This is a genomic window from Meridianimarinicoccus zhengii, from assembly GCF_003254465.1.
GTDB lineage: Bacteria > Pseudomonadota > Alphaproteobacteria > Rhodobacterales > Rhodobacteraceae > Meridianimarinicoccus > Meridianimarinicoccus zhengii.
Window position 1 is genome coordinate 1 of sequence record NZ_QDFI01000038.1, and the last position, 18,232, is coordinate 18,232.

General features: G+C 69.1%; 18 protein-coding genes. 10 read left to right on the forward strand and 8 right to left on the reverse strand.

Translation table 11 applies throughout. The features are described from left to right. Positions 1-102: 102 nt before the first annotated feature. Together prfA and DDE13_RS12955 are read right to left on the reverse strand one after the other, a co-directional pair. Positions 103-1,152, reverse strand: coding sequence for a peptide chain release factor 1 (gene prfA / locus DDE13_RS12950; protein WP_111404714.1), 1,050 nt, complete (start codon positions 1,150-1,152; stop codon positions 103-105). A gap of 55 nt (positions 1,153-1,207) precedes the next feature. Continuing rightward, positions 1,208-1,699: a DUF1499 domain-containing protein gene (locus tag DDE13_RS12955; RefSeq protein WP_235868690.1), complete on the reverse strand. Its 492-nt coding sequence runs from the start codon at positions 1,697-1,699 to the stop codon at positions 1,208-1,210. Between the two features lie 120 nt (positions 1,700-1,819). Here DDE13_RS12955 and mazG point away from each other — a divergent pair, with 120 nt between their 5' ends. Together mazG and DDE13_RS12965 are read left to right on the forward strand one after the other, a co-directional pair. Then, on the forward strand, positions 1,820-2,665 hold the full coding sequence (gene mazG / locus DDE13_RS12960; RefSeq protein WP_111404715.1) for a nucleoside triphosphate pyrophosphohydrolase: 846 nt from the start codon (positions 1,820-1,822) through the stop codon (positions 2,663-2,665). A 126-nt stretch (positions 2,666-2,791) separates the two neighbouring features. Then, a complete protein-coding gene (locus DDE13_RS12965) occupies positions 2,792-3,808 on the forward strand; it encodes a Fe(3+) ABC transporter substrate-binding protein (RefSeq protein ID WP_111404716.1) in 1,017 nt (338 codons plus the stop codon). A gap of 227 nt (positions 3,809-4,035) precedes the next feature. On the opposite strand, the gene DDE13_RS23425 is transcribed toward DDE13_RS12965, so the two are convergent. Further along, positions 4,036-4,614 carry a VPLPA-CTERM sorting domain-containing protein gene (locus DDE13_RS23425; RefSeq protein WP_235868691.1) on the reverse strand — a complete coding sequence of 193 codons (579 nt, stop codon included), beginning with the start codon at positions 4,612-4,614 and terminating at the stop codon, positions 4,036-4,038. Positions 4,615-4,998: 384 nt separating this feature from the next. Here DDE13_RS23425 and DDE13_RS12975 point away from each other — a divergent pair, with 384 nt between their 5' ends. After that, positions 4,999-5,598 (forward strand): LysE family translocator, encoded by a 600-nt coding sequence (locus DDE13_RS12975; RefSeq protein ID WP_111404717.1) that lies wholly within the window; start codon positions 4,999-5,001, stop codon positions 5,596-5,598. Between the two features lie 126 nt (positions 5,599-5,724). Here DDE13_RS12975 and DDE13_RS12980 read toward each other — a convergent pair whose 3' ends face one another. Beyond that, positions 5,725-7,401, reverse strand: coding sequence for an ABC transporter permease (locus tag DDE13_RS12980; protein ID WP_111404718.1), 1,677 nt, complete (start codon positions 7,399-7,401; stop codon positions 5,725-5,727). A gap of 137 nt (positions 7,402-7,538) precedes the next feature. Here DDE13_RS12980 and DDE13_RS12985 point away from each other — a divergent pair, with 137 nt between their 5' ends. From DDE13_RS12985 to DDE13_RS12995, 3 genes are all read left to right on the forward strand, one after another. Then, positions 7,539-8,483: a nucleoside hydrolase gene (locus DDE13_RS12985; RefSeq protein ID WP_111404719.1), complete on the forward strand. Its 945-nt coding sequence runs from the start codon at positions 7,539-7,541 to the stop codon at positions 8,481-8,483. A gap of 105 nt (positions 8,484-8,588) precedes the next feature. Continuing rightward, positions 8,589-10,025 (forward strand): protein adenylyltransferase SelO, encoded by a 1,437-nt coding sequence (locus tag DDE13_RS12990; RefSeq protein WP_111404720.1) that lies wholly within the window; start codon positions 8,589-8,591, stop codon positions 10,023-10,025. A 101-nt stretch (positions 10,026-10,126) separates the two neighbouring features. Then, entirely contained in the window at positions 10,127-10,537 is a 411-nt protein-coding gene (locus DDE13_RS12995; protein ID WP_111404721.1) for a Fur family transcriptional regulator, read from the forward strand. 61 nt (positions 10,538-10,598) lie between these two features. Here the strand turns inward: DDE13_RS12995 and DDE13_RS13000 are convergent, their stop codons facing one another. Further along, positions 10,599-10,856 carry a YjhX family toxin gene (locus tag DDE13_RS13000; protein WP_111404747.1) on the reverse strand — a complete coding sequence of 86 codons (258 nt, stop codon included), beginning with the start codon at positions 10,854-10,856 and terminating at the stop codon, positions 10,599-10,601. A gap of 257 nt (positions 10,857-11,113) precedes the next feature. On the opposite strand from DDE13_RS13000, the gene DDE13_RS13005 reads away from it, so the two are divergent. Together DDE13_RS13005 and eno are read left to right on the forward strand one after the other, a co-directional pair. After that, on the forward strand, positions 11,114-11,992 hold the full coding sequence (locus DDE13_RS13005) for a DMT family transporter (protein WP_111404722.1): 879 nt from the start codon (positions 11,114-11,116) through the stop codon (positions 11,990-11,992). 69 nt (positions 11,993-12,061) lie between these two features. Further along, positions 12,062-13,339, forward strand: a complete 1,278-nt coding sequence (eno, locus tag DDE13_RS13010; RefSeq protein ID WP_111404723.1) for a phosphopyruvate hydratase — start codon at positions 12,062-12,064, stop codon at positions 13,337-13,339. A 135-nt stretch (positions 13,340-13,474) separates the two neighbouring features. Here eno and ahr read toward each other — a convergent pair whose 3' ends face one another. Beyond that, positions 13,475-14,482 (reverse strand): NADPH-dependent aldehyde reductase Ahr, encoded by a 1,008-nt coding sequence (gene ahr / locus DDE13_RS13015; RefSeq protein ID WP_111404724.1) that lies wholly within the window; start codon positions 14,480-14,482, stop codon positions 13,475-13,477. Positions 14,483-14,761: 279 nt separating this feature from the next. On the opposite strand from ahr, the gene DDE13_RS23225 reads away from it, so the two are divergent. Then, positions 14,762-14,902: a hypothetical protein gene (locus DDE13_RS23225; RefSeq protein WP_222626095.1), complete on the forward strand. Its 141-nt coding sequence runs from the start codon at positions 14,762-14,764 to the stop codon at positions 14,900-14,902. A gap of 141 nt (positions 14,903-15,043) precedes the next feature. On the opposite strand, the gene DDE13_RS13020 is transcribed toward DDE13_RS23225, so the two are convergent. Next, the gene (locus tag DDE13_RS13020; RefSeq protein ID WP_111404725.1) at positions 15,044-16,009 is read right to left on the reverse strand and encodes an SGNH/GDSL hydrolase family protein; all 966 of its coding nucleotides are present in this window, start codon (positions 16,007-16,009) and stop codon (positions 15,044-15,046) included. A gap of 120 nt (positions 16,010-16,129) precedes the next feature. On the opposite strand from DDE13_RS13020, the gene DDE13_RS13025 reads away from it, so the two are divergent. After that, entirely contained in the window at positions 16,130-16,555 is a 426-nt protein-coding gene (locus tag DDE13_RS13025) for a cupin domain-containing protein (RefSeq protein ID WP_111404726.1), read from the forward strand. 62 nt (positions 16,556-16,617) lie between these two features. Here the strand turns inward: DDE13_RS13025 and pgi are convergent, their stop codons facing one another. Beyond that, on the reverse strand, positions 16,618-18,219 hold the full coding sequence (gene pgi / locus DDE13_RS13030) for a glucose-6-phosphate isomerase (RefSeq protein ID WP_111404727.1): 1,602 nt from the start codon (positions 18,217-18,219) through the stop codon (positions 16,618-16,620). Between the last annotated feature and the right edge of the window lie 13 nt (positions 18,220-18,232).

Consider the following 18,232-nt stretch of genomic DNA (forward strand, 5'->3'; position numbering starts at 1 on the left):
CCAGCAGGCGCCGGGCGTCGCGGGGCGCATCGTCGATCCCGGCCGCGGCGAGGCGCGCCACCCCGGCGGCCAGCAGCGCAGCGGCGTCGGTCGGGGCTTCTGTCACGGGGACATCTCGGCCAGCCGCGCGGCCTCGTCCTCGGAAATCAGCGCGTCGATGAACTCGTCCAGCTCCCCCGCCAGCACCGCGTCGAGCTTGTAAAGCGTCAGGTTGATGCGGTGGTCGCTGACCCGGCCCTGAGGGAAGTTGTAGGTGCGGATGCGTTCCGACCGGTCGCCGGAGCCGACCTGCCCCTTGCGGGTGGCGGCGCGTTCGTCGGCGGCGCGGCTGCGTTCGAGGTCATAGAGCTTGGTGCGCAGGACCTGCATCGCGATGGCGCGGTTCTGGTGCTGGGATTTCTCGGCGCTGGTGACGACGATGCCGCTGGGGATGTGGGTGATCCGCACAGCTGAGTCGGTGGTGTTGACGTGCTGCCCGCCCGCGCCCGACGCGCGCATCGTGTCGATGCGCAGATCGTTCGGGTCGATACGGATATCGACCTCCTCCGCCTCGGGCAGGACGGCGACGGTGGCGGCGGAGGTGTGGATGCGCCCGCCACTTTCGGTTTCGGGCACGCGTTGCACCCGGTGAACGCCCGATTCGAATTTCAGCCGGGCGAAGACCCCGGCACCGCCGATCCGGGCCACGGCCTCGCGCAGGCCGCCAAGCTCGGTGGGCTGGTGGTCGATCAGTTCGAACCGCCAGCCGCGCAGATCGGCATAGCGCTGGTACATGCGCAGCAGGTCTGCGGCGAACAGCGCCGCTTCCTCGCCCCCCGTGCCGGGACGGATTTCAAGCATCGCGTTGCGGTCGTCGGCGGCATCGCGCGGCAACAGCGCGCGTTGCAGGTCGGCCTCGATCCCCGGCAGGGTGTCGCGCAGATCGGCCAGTTCGTCTTCGGCCAGCGCGCGCATGTCGGGGTCGGCCAGCATCGCCTCGGCCTCGGCCATGTCGGCGCGCAGCTTGCGATAGCGGCGCACCTGTTCCGCCACCGGGCGCAGGTCGGCATATTCGCGCCCCAGCGCCGCAAGATCGCCGTCACCGCCGGACATGGCGGCTTCGAGATATTCGAAGCGGGCGAGGATCTGGTCCAGTCTGTCGTCGGGTATCATGGCCGCGACCTGTGCGCCGCGGCGCGGGTCCGGTCAAGTCCCCTGCACGGGACGCCTAGGCGCCGGGCATCGGGACCGCATCGTCGATCCGTGCGAGCCAGCCTTCCAGCCGCGCGCGGTTCACGCCCATGTCGTCATAGCCGAATCGCAGGCGCGAGACCACGGCGAGCCGCGCGCCATCGCCATCCGGCAGGGCGCGCACGGTGATATAATCGGGAAAGCCGAACAGCGCCGAGCGCGCGATATAGGTCACGTGCCGATCGTCCACCGACCCTGCAAGCACGGTCACACGCGGCGACGCGCGGGCCACGCGGTCGAACGCGGCCATCAGCGCATCCGGGGACATGTCGAAGCGCGGGCTGTCCATGCCGTCTCCGCCGGGGCGCATCAGCACGGCGCCGGGAAATCCCGGCGGTTCCACGGTCACGGGGTCCACGTGCCAGCGCACCGGGTCGCTGGGTGCCACGCGCACGAACACGGCGAAGGCCACGGCCAGTACGATCAGAATCCCGACAAGACCCGCGAAGCCGGTCATCATGTTGCGCATCGTCCCGTTCCCCTGTTGCCCGGCAAAGGATAGCGATCCGGGCGGGAATGCAAGGGGCGCGGGGGTGGACAGCACCCTGACGCCGCGCCATCACCGCCAGACACGTGCAGCGGAGCCGCCATGACCGACCAGACCCCCGATCCTGCCGCCGATCCCGTCCACGACCCCGACGGCGGCCTGCCGCGCCTGCTGGAGATCATGCGCCGGTTGCGCGATCCCGACACGGGCTGCCCCTGGGACATCGAGCAGGATTTCGACAGCATCGCCCCCTACACGATCGAGGAAGCCTATGAGGTCGCGGACGCCATCGAACGCCGCGACTGGGACGGGCTGCGCGGCGAGCTGGGCGACCTGCTGTTGCAGGCGGTGTACCACGCGCAGATGGCCGATGAGGCGGGGCATTTCAGCTTCGACGACGTGGTGCGCGGGGTGGCCGACAAGATGGTCGCGCGGCATCCCCATGTGTTCGGCGACGCCAGCCGCGACAAGAGCGCCGACCAGCAGGTCGCGGACTGGGAGGCGATCAAGGCCGCGGAACGCGCGGGCCGTGCGCAGGGTGGCGTTCTCGACGACGTGGCGCTGGCGCTGCCAGCGCTGATGCGGGCGGAGAAGTTGCAGAAACGCGCGGCACGGGTGGGATTCGACTGGCCGGACGTGTCCCATGTGCTCGACAAGCTGGCCGAGGAAAGCGCGGAACTGGTCGCGGCGCGCGACTCCGCGGACCAAGCGGCCATCGCGGACGAATTCGGGGACCTGCTGTTCGTGGTGGTCAACCTTGGCCGCCACCTGGGCGTGGACCCGGAGGCGGCCTTGCGCGGCACCAACGCCAAGTTCACCCGCCGCTTCCGCGCGATCGAGGCCGCGCTGGCCGAACAGGGCCGCAGCCCGCGCGATGCCACGCTGGACGAAATGGACGCGATCTGGACCGCCGCGAAACGGGCCGAGAAGGCTGGCGGCGCGGATTGACACGGCGGTGCCCGGTCAGTTGAGTGTTTTTGTCGGGAAGTGATTGACCCGAGTATTTCAGTCGTGTTTAACGCTGCCCAAGCGCCGGACAGACCCGGTGCCCGCACCGAGAACATGGAGCGACCGATGCTGAAACATCTTCACTATGGCCTGACGACGGTTCTGGCCCTGAGCACGGCCCTGCCCGCGCTGGCCGACGTGAACATCTATTCCGCCCGCCATTACGACAGCGACGACGAGATCTACGCCGCCTTCACCGAGGCGACGGGGATCGAGGTCAACCGCATCGAGGGCGACAGCGACGAGTTGATCGCGCGGATGCAGGCCGAGGGCGCGAACAGCCCCGCCGACATCTTCCTGACCGTCGATGCGGGCTGGATGTGGCGCGCCGACCAGGCCGGTCTGCTGGCCCCGGTGGACAGCGACGTGCTGAACACGCGCATCCCCGAATTCCTGCGCCATCCCGACGGGCACTGGTTCGGCATGTCCCAGCGCGCGCGGATCATCTGGTACGCGAAGGACCGCGTGGAAAACCCGCCCCAGACCTATGAGGACCTGGCCGACCCGCAATATGCCGGGCAGATCTGCATCCGGTCGTCCACGAACGTCTACAACCAGTCGCTCATGTCCTCGATCATCGCGGCGAATGGCGAAGAGGCCGCACGGGCATGGGCCGAAGGCGTCCGCGCGAACATGGCGCGCGACCCGCAGGGCGGCGACACAGACCAACTGCGCGGCATCGTGTCGGGCGAGTGCGACATCGCGGTGGCCAACACCTATTACTTCCTGCGCGGCCTGACGGGCGACGTGGACGGGCTGACCGACAGCATCGACCAGATCGGCTGGGTCTGGCCCAACCAGAACGGCCGCGGCACGCATACCAACGTGGCCGCGATGGCGCTGACGGCGAACGCGCCGAACCCCGACGACGCGGTGGCGTTCATGGAGTTCATGACCACGGAATTCGCGCAGACCCATTTCGCCGACCAGAACAACGAATACCCGGCAGTGCCGGGCGTGCCGCTGGGCGAGGGCGTGGCCAGCATGGGCTTCTTCATCCCCGACAACACCACCGGCACGGCGGTCTATGGCGCGAACGCGGGCAAGGCGACCGAGATCTTCAACGCGGTCGGCTGGCCGTAAGCCACCGGGACGGCTCGGAACACGCGGCCAAGAGCGGAGGCGGGGGTGTTACATCCCCGCCTCTTTTTTCATGCCCGGGCCGTTGAGGTGGACAACGCGGCGCGCGGCACGGACCCCGATCGGCGCCAGCCAAGCCCAAGCCACCGCCGGAACGAAAAAGGAGCGCGGCATCGCCACGCTCCTTGACGACCGCGCCACCGGCGGCAGGCCGTCAGCGCCACGCCGGGTCAGGCTTTTGACCTCAGCCGACGCGCGAGCCCAAGGCCGCCAAGCCCGCCCGCAAGCAGCAGGCCGGCCGCGGGAACGGGCACCTCGGACACGTTGAATTCGACGAATCCCCCGCCCGGTGTCGCGGACTCGTGGAACCCGAGCCGGTAGGACCCCGCTTCGAGACCGGAAAACAGGGTGTCCCCCGGAACGTTGCCCATGGCGCCGCTTGATGTCACGATATCGCAGGAGCCTGCGACAACCCCCGCCGCATCCTCGCAATAGTCGCTGTCGGACGTGAGCCGCATCGCGCTGCCGTCCATGAGCCTGTCGAGCGTGTAGCCGCTCATTCCGTCGGTCGAGACCACGTCGTCCTCGCCGTAGCGCGCGAGCGTCAGGCCGAAGGCGCGATCTGTCGTGAAATCGTAGTACCCGGTGAACGGGGTAGCACCCCAGTCGAAGCCAAGCCCGGTGGCCGCCACCGCCGTGCCGGTGCCTTCGAGCACTTGCGCGTCGTCGATGGTCACGGCCCCGGCCTGCGTGGACAGCGCCACAGCAAGGCTGGCGGTCGAGATGATTGGTGAGCTGTTTCTGATCATGGTTGCCTCATTCGCTTTTCGGCACGTTCAACCCTGAATTCCTGCACAACCTCGATCAACCCGACGGGGCAGAAATTTTTCGGCATGGCCCGCGACGCGGCACGTCCTCGAATATCTTGCTTTCATGGAAAGATAATCCTGCATCACACCCTTCGGCACCCGACATTGTCGGCGGGTGCCCGCCGAGTCGGAAACGGGGCGCGGCGTCCGAATCACCGACTGAGGCGCGCAGGGGTCACCCGGATCTTGTCTTCCGTCGCAGACCACGGGCACGGGTTCCGGACCCCGCCCGTGCATCGGCGTCCGGATCGAATGCGCAGGAACCGGGTCGCGCGGGGCACGCGGGCCTGCGACGCATGCGGACCACTTGCCGGAGCGCCCGCCATGACCGACACCACCCTTGCCCTTGTCGTCTTCCTGTTCCCGCTCGCGTTCAGCCCGGGCCCGGGCAACCTGTTCTTCGCCGCCCTCGGGGCGCGCGGGGGCCTTGCAGCGGCGGCCCCGGCGATGCTGGGCTACCACGTCGTCACATGGGGGGTGACCGCCGCCATGGGGTTCGGCACTGCCGGGGTCGCGCAGGCGGCGCCCGCCGCGCTGCGCGGGCTCCAGATCGTCGGCGGCCTGTACGTGCTCTATCTCGCCCATGGCCTGTGGCGGGCCGGGCCTGTCAGGACGGACAAGGCGGACAGGGCATCCGGTCGGGCCGGGGTGGCGACCGGCGCGGCGCTGCTTCTGCTCAATCCCAAGGCCTATGTCATCATCGCGCTGATGTTCGCGCAGTTCGCCGACGCGGCGCACGGCCCCGTTGCCGTGTTCTGGATCGCCACGGTGTTCACGCTGAACAATCTCGTGGCCTTCACCTTCTGGACCGCTCTCGGCAACCGGCTGGCCGCGATCTGCGGCGACGCGCACGGCGCGCGATGGCTGAACACGGGTCTGGCGGCGTCCCTTGCCGGGGTCGCGGTCTGGATGCTCGCAACCTGACGTCCCGGCGCGCCGCGCGCTCGCAGGCGAAACGGTCCGCCGGACCGTTTCCGGGGAGCCTGCGGCCCCGGCGCTTCGCGCGTTCGCAGGCGAAACGGTCCACTGGACCGTTTCTGGGGAGCCTGCTCACCCCGTTCTGATCGCGGTGCCTTCGGCGGCGGCCTCGGCTGCCGCGCTGCGCGTGTCGCGGTCGAGCGTGCGGCACAGCAGCGCCACGGGCACCAGCCCCACCGCCACCAGCACCAGCGACGGCACCGCCGCCTCGCGCAGCCGTTCGTCCGACGCCAGCCGGTGCGCCTGCACCGCCAGCGTCTGGAAGTTGAACGGGTGCAGGATCAGCGTCGCGGGCAGTTCCTTCATCACGTCGACGAACACGATCAGCCCGGCGGTCAGCACGCTCGCCCGCGCGGCCGGCAGATGCACCCGGCCCAGCAGCCGCGGCCCCGACCTGCCCAGCGACCGCGCCACCGCGTCGTGGTGCAGCGGCACCGTTGCCATCCCGCTGTCATAGGCATTGAGCGCCGCGGCCATGAACCGCGCCATGTAGGCCAGCACCATCAGCCAGATCGACCCGGTGACCAGCAGCCCCGTCCGCACCCCGAAATTCGCGCGCATGAAGGCGTCGAGCGTGTTGTCGAAGGTGGCGAAGGGCACCATCAGACCCACCGCGATCACCCCGCCCGGCACGGCATAGCCCAGCCCCGCCCCGATCACCAACCCGCGCGACAGCCGCCCGGGCCGGACCCGCGCGCGAAAGGCGATCAGCACCGCCCCCGCCACGGTCAGCACCGATGCGATCGCGCCCAAAGACAGCGAGTTCACCAGCAGATCCCGGTAGCGCGGCGCCAGCAGGCTCTGCCCGCTGTCCATAGCCATCGTCCCCAGCATCACGAGCGGCCCGAGGAACCCGACAAGCACCGGCAGCCCGCAGAACGCCGCCGCCGCCCAGCCCGCGGCCCCGCGCAGCCGCACCTTCGCCATCGCGTCGAACCGCGGCCCGTGCTGCGCCGTGCGTGCCCGCCCGCGGCTGTAACGCTCCAGCCCCGCCAGCAGCAGCGCGAACATCAGAAGCGCCAGCGCCAGCTGCGCCGCCGCCCCCCGGTCGCCCACGGAAAACCACGCCTGGTAGATGCCCGTGGAAAACGTCTGCACGTTGAAATGCGCGACCGTCCCGTAATCCGCGATCGTCTCCATCACCGCCAGCAGCGTGCCGCCCGCGATGGCCGGGCGCGCCATGGGCAGCGCGACACGCCGGAACGCGCCCATGGGCGACTGACCCAGCGTGCGCGCGACAAGATAGGCATTGGCCGATTGCTGCCGGAACGACGCCCGCGCCAGCAGGTAGACGTAAGGATAGAGCACAGCGATCAGCATCACGGCAGCCCCTTCAAGGCTGCGCACCTCGGGAAACCAGTAATCCCGCGGCCCCCAGCCGGTCACGTTGCGCAGCGCCGTCTGCACCGGGCCGGGATGGTCCAGCATCGCCGTATAGGCATAGGCCAGCACATAGGCCGGGAACGCCAGCGGCAGGGCCAGCGCGATCTCGAGCCACCGCGCGCCGGGAAAGCGGTAGACCGTCACCAGCCACGCCGCGCCGGACCCGATCACCGCCGTGCCCAGCGCGACCAGCAGCACAAGCGTCAGCGTCGTGCGGACATAGCCGGGCAGCACGGTGGACAGGACATTGCGCCAGGTTTCCAGGTCGCTGCCGAACGCCGCCAGCGCCGCCGCAAGGATCGGCAGCACGCAGACCGCCAGCACCGGCCATGCCAGCCACAGCATCAGTCGTTCGGCACGGGACATCGGCGCGCTCCGTCGGGGTGGCTTACGGTTTCGCTCGGGAATAGACCTCGCCCCGACGCGCCGCAACCGCTTTCGCCCCCTTCCCTCCGCCGCGGCCCCGTGGCTATCTGGCGCGGCACGACACGGGGGAAATCGCCATGGCCGCAGCGCGCAAGATCATCATCGACACCGATCCGGGGCAGGACGACGCCGTGGCGATCCTGCTGGCACTGGCCAGCCCGGACGAGATCGAGGTGCTCGGCATCACCGCCGTCGCGGGCAACGTTCCCCTGAACCTGACCGCGACGAACGCGCGGATCGTGTGCGAACTGGCCGGGCGGACGGATGTGAAGGTCTTCGCCGGGGCCGACCGCCCGCTCGTGCGCGCCCTGCGCACCGCTGAGCATGTCCATGGCGATACCGGGCTGAACGGCCCGGCCCTGCCCAGCCCCACGATGCCGCTTCAGGATCGGCACGCCGTCGATTTCATCGTGGACACTCTGCGCCACGAGCCCGTGGGCACGGTAACGCTGTGTGCGCTCGGGCCGCTCACGAACCTCGCACTCGCGCTGGAACAGGCCCCCGACATCGCCCCGCGCATCGACCATGTCGTGCTGATGGGCGGCGCCTATTTCGAGGTCGGCAACATCACGCCCGCCGCCGAGTTCAACATCTACGTGGACCCGGAGGCCGCCCGCGCCGTCTTCGCCTGCGGCGCGCCGATCACCGTCATGCCGCTCGATGTGACACATAAGGCGTTGACCACCGAACCGCGCGTGACCGCGTTCCGCGACATGGGCACGCCCGTGGGCCGCGCGGTCGCGGAATGGACCGATTTCTTCGAACGCTTCGACAAGGAGAAATACGCGACCCCCGGCGCCCCCCTGCACGACCCCTGCGTGATCGCGTGGCTGATCCGGCCCGACCTGTTCTCGGGCCGCTTCGTCAATGTCGAGATCGAATGCGACAGCGACCTTACGCGCGGCATGACCGTGGCGGACTGGTGGGGCGTCACGGACCGCACGCCCAACGCCACCTTCATCGGCGACCTGGACGCGGACGGATTCTTCGACCTTCTGACAACAAGGATCGCGCGGCTCTGACAGCCGCGATCTTCTGACCCGAAATATCCCGGGGTCCGGGGCAGCACCCCGGTCCGCCCTTGGCCCTGCGCGGCAGGCTGCCTATGTCGGGGTCAGAGGTGACAGATGACCCTGACCATTCCCTTCGACAACAGCTACGCCCGCCTGCCGGACCGGCTCTACCACCGACAGCCAGCAGCACCGGTGCGGGCCCCTGCCCCCATCGTCGTCAACGCGGCGCTCGCGGCGGAACTGGGGCTCGACGCGCAGGCGCTTGCATCCGAGGCGGGCACCGCCATGCTTGCCGGCAACGCCGTGCCCGACGGGGCCGACCCGCTGGCGCAGGTCTATGCGGGCCACCAGTTCGGCGGCTGGAACCCGCAACTGGGCGACGGCCGCGCGCTGCTGCTGGGCGAAGTGATCGACCGCCACGGCCGCCGCCGCGACATCCAGCTCAAGGGATCGGGGCGCACGCCCTTTTCGCGCATGGGCGACGGGCGGGCCTGGCTCGGCCCCGTGCTGCGCGAATACGTCGTGTCCGAGGCGATGCACGCCATGGGCATCCCGACAACCCGCGCGCTTGCTGCCGTCGCCACGGGCGAACCCGTGCTGCGCGAGACCGGCCCGATGCCCGGCGCGGTGCTGACCCGCGTCGCGTCCAGCCATCTCCGTGTCGGCACCTTCCAGTTCTTCGCGGCGCGCGGCGATCTCGACGCCATCCGCGCCCTGACCGATCATGCCATCGCGCGGCACTACCCGGAGGCGCAGGGCGCGCTCGGCCTGCTGCATGCGGTCATCGCGGCGCAGGCCGACCTGATCGCGCGCTGGATGGGCGTTGGCTTCATCCACGGGGTGATGAACACCGACAATTGCGCGATCTCGGGCGAGACGATCGATTATGGCCCCTGCGCCTTCATGGATCGCTACCGGGCGGGCCAGGTCTATTCCTCCATCGACCAGTTCGGGCGCTATGCCTTCGACAAGCAGCCCGACATCGCGGTGTGGAACCTCGCGCAGTTCGCCACATGCCTGCTGCCCCTGATCGATGACGACCGCGAAACCGCCATCGCCACGGCGACCGAGGTGGTCCACACCTTCCCGGATCTCTTCCGCGCCGCGTGGCTTTCGATGTTCCGCGCCAAGCTGGGCCTGCGCGACACCGGGGACGATGCCGACGACGCGGACCTGATCCACGACTGGCTCGCGGCCATGGAAACCGGCGGCGCGGATTTCACCAACGGCCATCGGGGGCTGATCGACGGCACGGCCCGCGCGGCCTTCGCCGACCCGGAGGCATACGACGCCATCGCCCCGCACCTTGCCGCACGCCATGCCGAACAGGGCGGGCCGGACAGCGCGGCGATGGCCCGCGCCAACCCGGTCATCATCCCCCGCAACCACCGGGTGGAAGCGATGATCGCCGCCGCGCTGGATGGCGATTTCGCGCCCTTCCGGCGGCTCGACGCAGCACTCGCCCGGCCCTTCGACCCGGATGCACCGGCCGACCTGCGCCAGCCCCCGGAACCGGCCGAAGAGGTTGCGGCCACATTCTGCGGCACCTGACCCGATCCATCGGTATTCGCCCCGGCTGCGGCGCGAAAACCGGTTCCCACCCGCCGTCGGCATGCGCTAGAACACCGGGACCACCGGAACGGACCTGCCCGATGCCCCGCACCATCACCAAACGCTGCGAACAGAAGGGCCTGCGCATGACCGGCCAGCGCCGCACCATCGCGGGCGTGCTGGACCGCGCCACCGACCACCCGGACGTGGAGGAACTGCACGCCCGCGCCGCCGCCGCCGATCCGCGCATCTCGCTCGCCACGGTCTATCGCACCGTCAAGCTGTTCGAGGAGTCGGGCATTCTCGAACGGGTGGATTTCGGCGACGGGCGCGCGCGCTACGAATCCGCCGAACGCGCCCATCACGACCACCTGATCGACATGGACACGGGCGACGTGATCGAATTCGTGGACCCCGAGATCGAGGCGCTGCAGGAACGCATCGCCGCGCGGCTGGGCTACCGGCTGACCGGCCACCGGATGGAACTTTACGGCCGCCCCATCAAGAAGTGACCGCCGCACGCCCGCACCGGGGGGGCAAGCGGCCCGGCGCATCCGCCGGACCGCGTGCCCGTCAGCGGTTGTCGAGCTGCGCGCGCACCGACACGATCCCGGACTTGGTGATCGCGTAGGGCCTGCCGCCGCGGGACCGGATGAAGCGCCGCTTGCGCAGCCGCTCGAACACGTCGAGCGTGCAATCGGCCAGCACATGGCCGTCACGGGTGAAGCAGATGATGTCGCGTATCTTGCCGCCCGGCGCGCGGTCGAAATGAATCGCACCGCCCTGTGCCAGAACGTGCAGCACGCGCTGTTCCTTCTTCGAGATATTCATGGAGTCGTCGTCCGGAAAACGGGTCGTCATGACGGGTCGCCCGGCGTCGCGCGCGGGCGGTGTCAGGCTGGTGTTCCGGCGGACCGGAACTAGCGGATGACCGCAATCTCCGACATCAAGTCTCCATCGGCCGGACCTTCCCGGCACGTCCTGAGCTAGGCCCGGTGCGGCTCCGATGCAACCCCGGCCGGGCCCCCTCTGGCACCTGCCCGCGATCCGGGCTAGTCCGGGCTGCAATTCCGGACAGGGCGCAGGACATGGACAATTTACGGGGCATCGTGCTGATGGTGGCCGCGATGGGCGGCTTCGCGCTGGAGGACATGTTCATCAAGCTCGTGTCTGCGAGCCTGCCAACCAGCCAGATCCTCATCATGCTCGGCGCGGGCGGCACCCTGATCTTCGCGATCTGGGCGCGGGCGCGCGGCGCGGACCTGCTCGCCCCGGCGCTGTTCACCCGTCCCATGTGGCTGCGCAATCTCGGCGAGGTGTCGGGCACGGTCTGCTTCGTGTCGGCGATCACGCTGGTGCCGCTGGCGACCGCCTCGGCCATCCTGCAGGCCACGCCGCTCGCCGTGACGCTGGGCGCCGCGGTGTTCCTGGGCGCACCCGTCGGCTGGCGGCGCTGGTCCGCGATCCTCGTGGGGTTCGCGGGCGTGCTGCTGGTGGTGCGCCCCGGCCTTGCCGGGTTCGACCCCGCGGCACTTCTGGCCGTGGCCGCCGTCTTCGGGTTGGCCATGCGGGATCTGTGCACCCGCGTCGCCCCGCCCGCGGTTTCCAGCCTGACGCTGAGCGCCTACGGCTTCGCCATGGCGACGCTCGCGGGCGTGGTGCTGCTGCCCTTCGGGGCGGGCCCCGCCCTGCCCGACACCGCCGCCGCCCTGTCGCTGGCCGCGGCACTGGTCGTCGGCGTGCTGGCCTATTACGCCATCACCGCCGCCATGCGCGTGGGCGAGGTCGCGGTCGTCACCCCGTTCCGCTACGCCCGCCTGATCTTCGCGCTGATCCTCGGCATGGCGGTCTTCGGCGAACGCCCCGACGCGCTGACGCTGGCGGGTGCGGCCATCATCATCGCCTCGGGGCTCTACACGCTCCTGCGCGAACAGCGCCTGCGCCGCGCGGGCGTGCCAACCCCCTAGCCAGACCCCTGCCGCCACGGTAAACAGCGGCGGAACCACGCCCAGTTAGCGCCAACAAGGACGGACCCCATGAGCACCATCATCGACATCGTCGGCCGCGAGATCCTCGACAGCCGGGGCAACCCCACCGTGGAGGTGGACGTGATCCTCGAAGACGGCACCATGGGCCGCGCCGCCGTGCCCTCGGGCGCCTCCACCGGCGCGCATGAAGCCGTGGAACGCCGCGACGGCGACGCCGCGCGCTACAAGGGCAAGGGCGTGCTCGGCGCCGTGGCATCGGTCAACGGCGAACTGGCCGAGGCGCTGGTGGGCATGGACGTCACCGAACAGGCCGGCATCGACGCGCTGATGATCGAGATCGACGGCACCCCCAACAAGTCGCGCCTCGGCGCCAACGCCATCCTCGGCGTGTCGCTCGCCTGCGCCCATGCCGCCGCCGACGCGACCTCCCAGCCGCTCTACCGCTATGTCGGCGGCACGTCGGCCCGCGTCCTGCCCGTGCCGATGATGAACATCATCAACGGCGGCGAACACGCGGACAACCCCATCGACATCCAGGAATTCATGATCATGCCCGTCGCCGCGACAAGCATCGCCGAGGCTGTCCGCATGGGCTCCGAGGTCTTCCACACGCTGAAAAAGGAATTGTCCTCGGCGGGCATGTCCACCGGCCTCGGCGACGAAGGCGGCTTCGCCCCCGAACTGCAATCCACCCGCGCGGCGCTCGATTTCATCCTCAAGGCCCTGGAAAAGGCGGGCTACAAGCCCGGCGAAGACATCTACCTCGCCATGGATTGCGCCGCGACCGAATACTACAAGGGCGGCAAGTACGAGATGAAGGGCGAAGGCGTCTCGCTCACCTCGGACGAGAACGTCGCCTACCTGTCGAAGCTCTGCGCCGACTACCCGATCATCTCCATCGAGGACGGCATGTCCGAAGACGACTGGGACGGCTGGAAGGCCCTGACCGACGCGCTGGGTGACAAGGTGCAGCTCGTCGGCGACGACCTCTTCGTGACCAACCCGACGCGCCTTGCCGACGGCATCGCCAAGGGCTGCGCCAACTCCATGCTGGTGAAGGTCAACCAGATCGGCACCCTGTCGGAAACGCTGAAGGCCGTCGATATGGCCCACCGCGCGCGCTACACGAACGTCATGAGCCACCGCTCGGGCGAAACCGAGGACGCCACCATCGCCGACCTCGCCGTCGCCACCAACTGCGGCCAGATCAAGACCGGCTCGCTCGCCCGCTCCGACCGGCTGGCGAAGTACAACCAACTGATCCGGATCGAGGAAATGCTGGGCGAAACCGCCGAATATGCCGGGCGGTCGATCCTGAAGGGCTGAGCCGAAAAGGATGGGCGCGGGCGCGTGGCCGGGTCCATCGACCCGGCCACGCGCCCGTCACCGCGTTGCGGCTCCCGCCAGGGGTCGGTTGGCCGCGCGCCTGCGCGCCCCCGTCTCGTTACGGCCTGCGCGCCCTCAGACCCGATCCAGCACGATCCGGTAGCGCGCCTTGCCGTCGCGCAGGTGATCCAGCGCCGCGTTGATGTCGGACATCGGGAAATGCTCGGTCTGCGGCGCGATCCCGTGCCGCGCCGCGAAGGCCAGCATCTCGCGGATCATCGACGGCGCGCCCACCGGGTTCGCGCCGAAGCTCTTCTCGCCCATGATGAACGGGAACGCCTCGAAGTCGAACGGCGCGGGCACGGCCCCGACCGAGTGCAGCCGCCCGCGCGGGGCCAGCGCGCCCACATAGGCATTCCAGTCGAGCGGCACCGCCACCGTGGACAGGATCAGGTCGAACCGCCCGGCGGCCGCGGCGATCGCCTCCGGGTCGCGGCTGTCGATAGTGTCCGTCGCCCCAAGGGCCAGCGCCTCGTTGCGCTTGCCCTCGGACGACGTGAAGGCCGTCACTTCGCAGCCCCACGCCTTGAGGAACTTCACCGCCAGATGGCCGAGGCCCCCGATCCCCACGACGCCGACCCGGTCGGTCGGGCGCACATGGGTCGCGATCGGGTTGAACACGGTGATCCCGCCGCACAACAGCGGCCCGGCGTCCTTCGGGTCCAGACCTGCGGGCAGCGCGATCACCGCCCCCTCGCTGGCCCGCACGCGATCCGCGAAACCGCCATGGCGCCCGACGATGGTCATCTCGCCGGTCGGGCAGGTGTTGTGATGCCCCGACATGCACTGGTCGCAGGTCAGGCAATAGGCCGCGTGCCAGCCCAGCCCGACCATGTCGCCGACCGCGACCGAGGTGACGGCGGGCCCGGCCTCGACCACGCGCCCGATGACCTCGTGCCCGCCGACGAACGGATAGGCCGAGATGCCCCATTCGTTGTCGAGCATGCTCAGGTCCGAATGACAGACCCCGACATGGAGAACCTCGATGTCGATATCCCGCCCCGCGATGGGCGGCAGGTCATAGGTATAGGGTTCAAGCGGCGCACCCGCGGCCGTCGCGGCATAGGCGTGAACTTGGGGCATGTGACCCTCCAGGTCGTCTCGATGAAGCTGTGTGCGACAGGGTGGCCAATCGCACGGCAAGGTCAACCGGATGTCCCGCACCTTGCCCCGCAGTCATGCGTCAGCGCGCGGACCGAAGGGAGGCCGGCCACACCCGGCGGGATCGTGAAACGGCCATGCGCCTGCCTGACATCGCGGGCAACAAGCCGCCGATGCGCGACATCACGGGATTACCGATGGTAGAAACCGCCCCGCCAGCATAGATGGTGCCGCACGCGTCAAACACAGGAAAGACACTTCATGAACCGCAATATTCTCTACCTCGTCCTCGGCGCGCTGGTCGTCGGTATCGCTGTCCTCGGCTATCTCTACTACGAGGAAGAGCAGAGCGGCGTCGAAATCCAGATCGATGACAGCGGCGTGGAGATCGACGGGAACTGACAGCCCGCCCTTGCCGCCCGAAGGCCGTCCGCCCCGCGATAGGTCTGCCGCCGTCTGAACGCGCGGTCGTCACGGCACGGCACGACACGGCCCCGGCAATGTCTCGAATGGCCGGGGCGCCACCAGCGCCCCGGCCCGCACTCACGCCGCGCGCAGGCGCAGCGCGCCGAACCCGGCCAGACCGCCCAGCAGCAGAACCATGCCACCCGGCAGCGGCACCGGGGCGACCGGCGGCGTGGACATGACCAGCGATGCGGCCTCGTCCGACACGATGGCGTTCATCGCCGTGGTCAGGTGCACGAAATCCACGAAGACGTAATCGTCGCACCCCGCGGGGTCGGTGGGCGCCGGGCACGGCTCCGCCCCCGTCTTGAACGGAAAGCTGGCCTGCGCGTCCTCCAGCACCGTCACCATGTCCAGCACCCAGGTATCGATGCCCGGCGTATAAAGCCCCGACAGCGCATCGCGCAGGGCCAGCGAATACGCCGTGCCAAGCGCCACCGCACCGGGCGAATCCAGCAGCGCCGAACTGGCCATGTCATAGGGCGTCAGGATCAGCAGCTTCTCGATGCCGCCGGCCACCAGATCGTCGATCCCGCTGCGCAGGGTGGATACCGCGTAGTCCACGAACACCTCGACATCGGGCTGTTTGCCGACCGGGCGGTTATAGGGCACCGCCCCGAACAGCAGGTCGCTGTCATTGGCCGACGCCCAGATGTCGTTCGTGGCGACCCAGACCACGCCCAGATCGTGGTCGCCCGTCGCCGGGGCGTCGTCCCGGAACCGCGCGGCCTGCGACGTGAACCCGGTCGGATAGCCAAGCGCCGTATCCGTCGCCGGGACCGCGTTCACCGGCCCCGTCTGCGCGCCGCCGACCGCGTAATTGAAGGACAGCGTTTCGGCATAGGTGCCGCCAACCGCCGCGGCGAAGGCGGGCAGCCATGTCTCCGGCCCGTTGGTGAAGGGTGCCCCGCCATTGCGGCAGCAGTCGTTCAGACTGTCCCCGAAGGCGTAGATGCTGCCGATGCTCGTGGCCGCCACTCCCGGCGATGCCGCGAGCCCGAGCGCAAGCGCAAGCGCTGCGGCGCCGATCCGTGTCCTCTCCATGGTTTCCTCCCAGTTAACCAAGAATACGGACGGTGCAGCGAATTGTCACAGGGATCAAGAGCCGATTTTCAGGTCGCCGTGTGCCTTGCGCCATCTCGCCATCCGGCCCAAGGTCGCGCCATGACCGCAGACGACATCATCACCGCCCTGAACCTCGCCCCGCATCCCGAAGGCGGGCATTACCGCCAGACATGGGTGGCCGATGCGTCGCCGGGGGAACGCCCCGCCGGCACGGCAATCCTGTTCCTGCTGAAACGGGGGGAGGCGTCGCACTGGCACCGGGTGGACGCGACCGAGATCTGGCATTTCCACGCGGGCGCGCCGCTGGTCCTGCGCCTGTCGGCCACCGACCACGGCCCCGCGACGCGCCACCGGCTCGGCCCGAATCTGGCCGCCGGTGAATCGCCGCAGGTGATCGTGCCGACGGGTCATTGGCAGGCGGCGGAGAGCACGGGCGACTGGACGCTGGTGGGCTGCACGGTGTCGCCGGGCTTCCGGTTCGACGGGTTCACACTGGCCGAACCGGGCTTCGACATACCGGGCTGATCTGCGCGGCAGGAGTCATATGGGATTCATATGAAAATCATATGATTTTCATATGCGGCGATTCACGCCGTCAGATACCCCACAAGCTGCGCAGTGGACCCGTCCTTGCCCTCGGTCCCGGTGTCGCCCGCCAGCACAGGCTCCAGCGCCTTGGCCAGTTCCTTGCCAAGCTCGACCCCCCACTGGTCGAAGGAATTGATGCCGAGGATCACGCCCTCCACGAACACGCGATGCTCGTACAACGCGATGATTTTGCCCAGTATTTCCGGCGTCAGTTGCGGATAGGCCAGCGTCGTGGACGGCCGGTTGCCGGGGAACACCCGGTGCCGCGCCTGCCGCTCCAACTCATCTCCATCCAGCCCCTTGGCGGCCATGATCGCGCGCGCCCCGTCCAGCGACCGGCCCCGCAGCAGGGCCTCCGACTGCGCCAGGCAATTGGCCACCAGAAGCCGGTGGTGATGCGCCAGATGCCGCTCATGCCCTTGTTTTCCAACCATGAATTCACACGGCACCACGCCCGTGCCCTGGTGGATCAACTGGTAGAACGCGTGCTGCCCGTTGGTCCCCGGTTCCCCCCAGACGATCGGCCCGGACACGCTGGCCAAGTCGCTGCCATCCATCGCCACCCGCTTGCCGTTGCTTTCCATCTCAAGCTGCTGAAGGTAGGCAGGCAGCCGCAGAAGCCTTTGTTCATAAGGCAATACGGCGCGGGACGGGTAGCCGCAGACCTGGTGGTGCCAGATGCCGACAAGCGCCAGCAGCACCGGCATGTTCTCCGCCAGCGGCGCCGCGCGGAAATGCGTATCCATCGCCGCCGCCCCGCCGAGGAAGTCGCGGAACCGGTCCGGCCCGATGGCAAGCATCAGCGACAACCCGATCGGCCCCCACAGCGAATACCGTCCCCCGACCCAGTCGGCGAAACCGAAGACACGGTCCGGCGCGATCCCGAATTCCGCTGTCTTTTCAGCGGCCGTGGACAATGCGGCGAACTGCGCGGCGGGGTCCGTCACGGTCTGCGCCATCCAGTCCCGCGCGGTTTCGGCGTTGGTCATGGTCTCGATGGTGGTGAAGGTCTTGGACGCGACGATCACCAGCGTCGTCGCCGGGTCCAGCCCCGCCAGCACATCCGCCACATGGGCGCCATCCACGTTCGACACGAAATGGGTGCGCGGCCCATCGTGATAGGGTGCCAGCGCCAACGCCGCCATCGCGGGGCCAAGGTCCGACCCACCGATGCCGATATTGACCACGTCCGTGATCGCCCCGCCCTGCCCCGTGTAGCGGCCCGACCGCACCGCGTCGGCGAAATCGGCCATCCGGTCGAGCGTCGCGCGCACCTCGGGCATGACATCCGCGCCATCCACCATCACCGACCCGTCGAGGTTCCGCAGCGCCGTGTGCAGCACCGCGCGCCCCTCGGTGTCGTTGATCGGCGCACCGGCGAACATCGCGTCGCGCTTGGCCGGCACGTCCGTGCCCTCGGCCAGCCGCACCAGCATCGCCAGCGCCGCGTCGTCGATATTCGTCTTGGAATAGTCGAACAGCATCCCGTCATGTGACAGGCTGAACCGGGCCGCCCGGTCGGGATCGTCGAACAGCGACAGGATATGCCGGTCGGCGGTCGCGGCATGGTGGCGGGCGAGATCGTCCCAGATGGCGGTCATGGTCTTGGTCCTT